Source organism: Paracidovorax sp. MALMAid1276 (genome assembly GCF_049198005.1).
Taxonomy (GTDB): Bacteria; Pseudomonadota; Gammaproteobacteria; order Burkholderiales; family Burkholderiaceae_C; genus Acidovorax.
Genome location: NZ_JBMIRS010000057.1, coordinates 1 through 2,889 on the forward strand (window position 1 = coordinate 1; position 2,889 = coordinate 2,889).

At 70.4% G+C, this 2,889-nt stretch carries 3 protein-coding genes; 1 reads left to right on the forward strand and 2 read right to left on the reverse strand.

The window, feature by feature from the left end; genetic code table 11:
* Positions 1–58: 58 nt before the first annotated feature.
* Positions 59–460: a VOC family protein gene (locus ACOQFS_RS03415; protein ID WP_421561569.1), complete on the reverse strand. Its 402-nt coding sequence runs from the start codon at positions 458–460 to the stop codon at positions 59–61.
* A 77-nt stretch (positions 461–537) separates the two neighbouring features.
* Entirely contained in the window at positions 538–1,821 is a 1,284-nt protein-coding gene (locus ACOQFS_RS03420) for an MFS transporter (protein WP_421561570.1), read from the reverse strand.
* Between the two features lie 93 nt (positions 1,822–1,914).
* Between ACOQFS_RS03420 and ACOQFS_RS03425 the strand changes: the two genes are divergently transcribed.
* Positions 1,915–2,736 (forward strand): AraC family transcriptional regulator, encoded by an 822-nt coding sequence (locus tag ACOQFS_RS03425; RefSeq protein ID WP_421561571.1) that lies wholly within the window; start codon positions 1,915–1,917, stop codon positions 2,734–2,736.
* The last annotated feature ends 153 nt before the right edge of the window (positions 2,737–2,889 follow it).

Consider the following 2,889-nt stretch of genomic DNA (forward strand, 5'->3'; position numbering starts at 1 on the left):
CAGCGCTTGATGGATAAGCGCTGAGGGCCTAAATGACCACTATTTTTGCCCGCTGCCCTCAGCGGCTCGCCACAACGGCCTGCCGAAACTGCACCACATTGCCTTCGGGATCATGGCCATCGCAGGCCCTGAACCCGCGGGCTTCCCACTCCCGGGCTGCGGGGGCGATCTCGCCACCCCATTGCAAGGCCAGTGCGCGTGCCTGGGCCAAGTCGGGCACGGCGAAGAAGAGCTTGATGGGCGTTTGTTCGCGGACCACCGGGGGCTCGGCGATCTGGATGGTCCGGGCGATGGCGGGGGGTATCGCATGGACGACCAACTGCACGGTGCCAGACTCCAAAACGATGTGGTCGCGCTCGGCATGCACCACCACCAGGGCGCACAGGTGCTCATAGAACGCGGCCACACGCCGGATGTCCTTGGCAAAAACGACGGCACCGGACAAAGGCATGGTGGACATGGGGCGCAGCTCCGAAGTGGATCCAGCGGCGGATTGTGCGTTCTTTCCACAAAGAAGTGGCCGCCCACGGGGCCCGCCTACGCCACCGCCACCACCGCCGTCCTGCGCACCCGCCGCACATTGAACGCGCTCGCGATCAGCACCCCCTGCACCACAGCCAGCCCGAGCAGCACGGCGGTGTGGCGGCCCTGGTCGAGCAGCAGGCCGAACAGCAGGGGCGACATGGCCTGGCCGATATCGAGGCCCGAGTACACGATGCCGTAGACGCGGCCGGTGGAGCCCTCGGGCGTGGAGCGCTTGACCAGCAGGTCGCGCGAGGGGCCCGCAATGCCGGCGCAAAAGCCCATGATGCCGAAGAGCACCGGCACGAGGACGCCCGGCACGTGCAGCAGCGCCAGCGCCACGGCCACGCACGCGGCCAGGCCAAAGCCCACGCCCACGATGCGCTCGCAGCGGCTGGGGTCTGCTGCCAAAAAGCCGCCCAGCACCATGCCACCCGCGCTGGCCACCATGTACACGGTGAGGCACATGGCCGCCAGCGCCACGGGCACGGCGTGCAGCTGGCGCGCCGCCTCGGGCGCAAAGGCCTGCACCACGTTGAGCGACACGGCATAGAAAAAGAAGAACGCAAAACACATCCACACCGCGGGGATGCGCAGAAACGCAAAGTTGCCGGCCTGCGAAGCAGCGGCAGGGCCTGCTGCTGCAGAGGCTGCAGAGGCTGCAGACGCTGCGGTGGGCGCCGCCGCAGGCGCTGCGGGCAGCGCGAGGTGGCGGCGGTAGGCCAGCAGCACCAGCAGCACCGCAAACGCCAGCACGCCCGCACACACCAGCGCCACGCGCCATGAGGTGGCGATGGCGATGGGCACCAGCATGGCCGGCGCGAGCGCCCAGCCCAGGCTGCCGGTGATGCCGTGCACGCTGTACGCATGGCCCAGGCGCGGTGCGCTCACGCGCTTGTTGAGCAGGGTGTAGTCCACCGGGTGGAACACGCCGTTGCCGATGCCCGCGAGCACCGAGAACGCGGCCAGCATGGCGTAGCTGGTGCTGGCCGCAAAGCCGAAGGCCGCCAGGCCCAGCAGCGCCAGGCCGCCGAACAGGATGGGCCGGGGGCCGAAGCGGTCGACCACAAAGCCCGAGCCCGCCTGCACCGCGCACGAGACCACGAAGAAGATGGTCATGAGAAAGCCCAGCTCGGTGTAGCCGACCTGGAAGGCGTCCTTGAGCCAGGGGAACAGCGGCGCCAGCAGCAGCTGGCTGTAGTGGCTGATGAGGTGGGCGATGCCCACGAGGCCGATGACGCTGGCGTCGGCGCGCAGCGGTACGCCGGCGGCGGAAAGGGTGGCGTTGGCGGAAGTCATGGCGGCATCGTAGACTTGGGCCTCGCTTTCTGGAATGCGACGGAACGACAGCTTTCGGCGAATTTGCGCCAAAAAATGGCTCTCCCTCCTCCCATGACCTTGCCGCGCCCACGCCGCCAGCCCGCTCCCCTGGGCGACACCGACCCTTTCACCCCCACGCCGCAGCGGCCGGTGCGGGTGCGCGCGCGCGACATGGCGGCCGATTCGCATTTCGAGCCGCACCGCCACGCCTGGGGGCAGCTGGCCTACTGCGCCAGCGGCGTGATCCAGGTGAGCGTGCATGCCCCCGGGCCGCCCGCGTCGTACATCGTGCCGCCCTCGCGCGCGGTGTGGATTGCGCCCGGCGCGCTGCACGCGGTGGCGGTGCTGGAGGCCGCCGCGTTCCGCACGCTGTATGTGGACCGGAGCGCGGTGGCCGACGACGGTGCGGGCGCCCGCGTGCTGGCGGTGTCGCCGCTGCTGCGCGAGCTGGTCTCGGCGCTGGACCCGGTGGGCGGCCCGCCGCCCGCACCGGCGCGCGAGGCCGCGCTGACGGCGCTGGTGCTGGACGAAATCGCCCAGGCCGAAACCCTGGCCCTGGGCGTGCCCCTGCCCGGCCCGCACAGCGACAAGCGCCTGCGCGCGCTGTGCCAGGCGGTGCTGGATGCACCGGGCCGCCACGCCACGCTGCACGGCTGGGCGGCCGACAGCGGGGCCAGCGAGCGCACACTGGCGCGCCTCTTTCGCGCGCAGTTCGGCATGGGCTTTGCGCAGTGGCGCAAGCAGGCGGTGCTGGCCCACGCCCTGCCCCGGCTGGCGCGCGGCGAGCCCGTGGGACAGGTCGCGGCGGCGAGCGGCTATGGCAGCGAGAGCGCGTTCTCGGCCATGTTCAAGGCCGCCATGGGGCAGCCCCCCAGCAGCTTCCTGGGCCGCTGAGCGGGCGCGTTCAGAACCTGTTCAAGATCTTTTCGGGGGCGCACAAGGTCCTTGCCCGAAGGGTTGGAGTGAAATCGGGCGATGGGACGCCCCGGCTGCTTGCATGGGCACGCGCCCATGCGGCGCATCCGAAGCATCCACTCATCCCGATTG

Coding starts and splice junctions, on each gene's coding strand:
- ACOQFS_RS03415 (WP_421561569.1), bottom strand. CDS start 460: ATGTCCACCATGCCTTTGTCCGGTGCCGTCGTTTTTGCCAAGGACATC.
- ACOQFS_RS03420 (WP_421561570.1), bottom strand. CDS start 1,821: ATGACTTCCGCCAACGCCACCCTTTCCGCCGCCGGCGTACCGCTGCGC.
- ACOQFS_RS03425 (WP_421561571.1), top strand. CDS start 1,915: ATGACCTTGCCGCGCCCACGCCGCCAGCCCGCTCCCCTGGGCGACACC.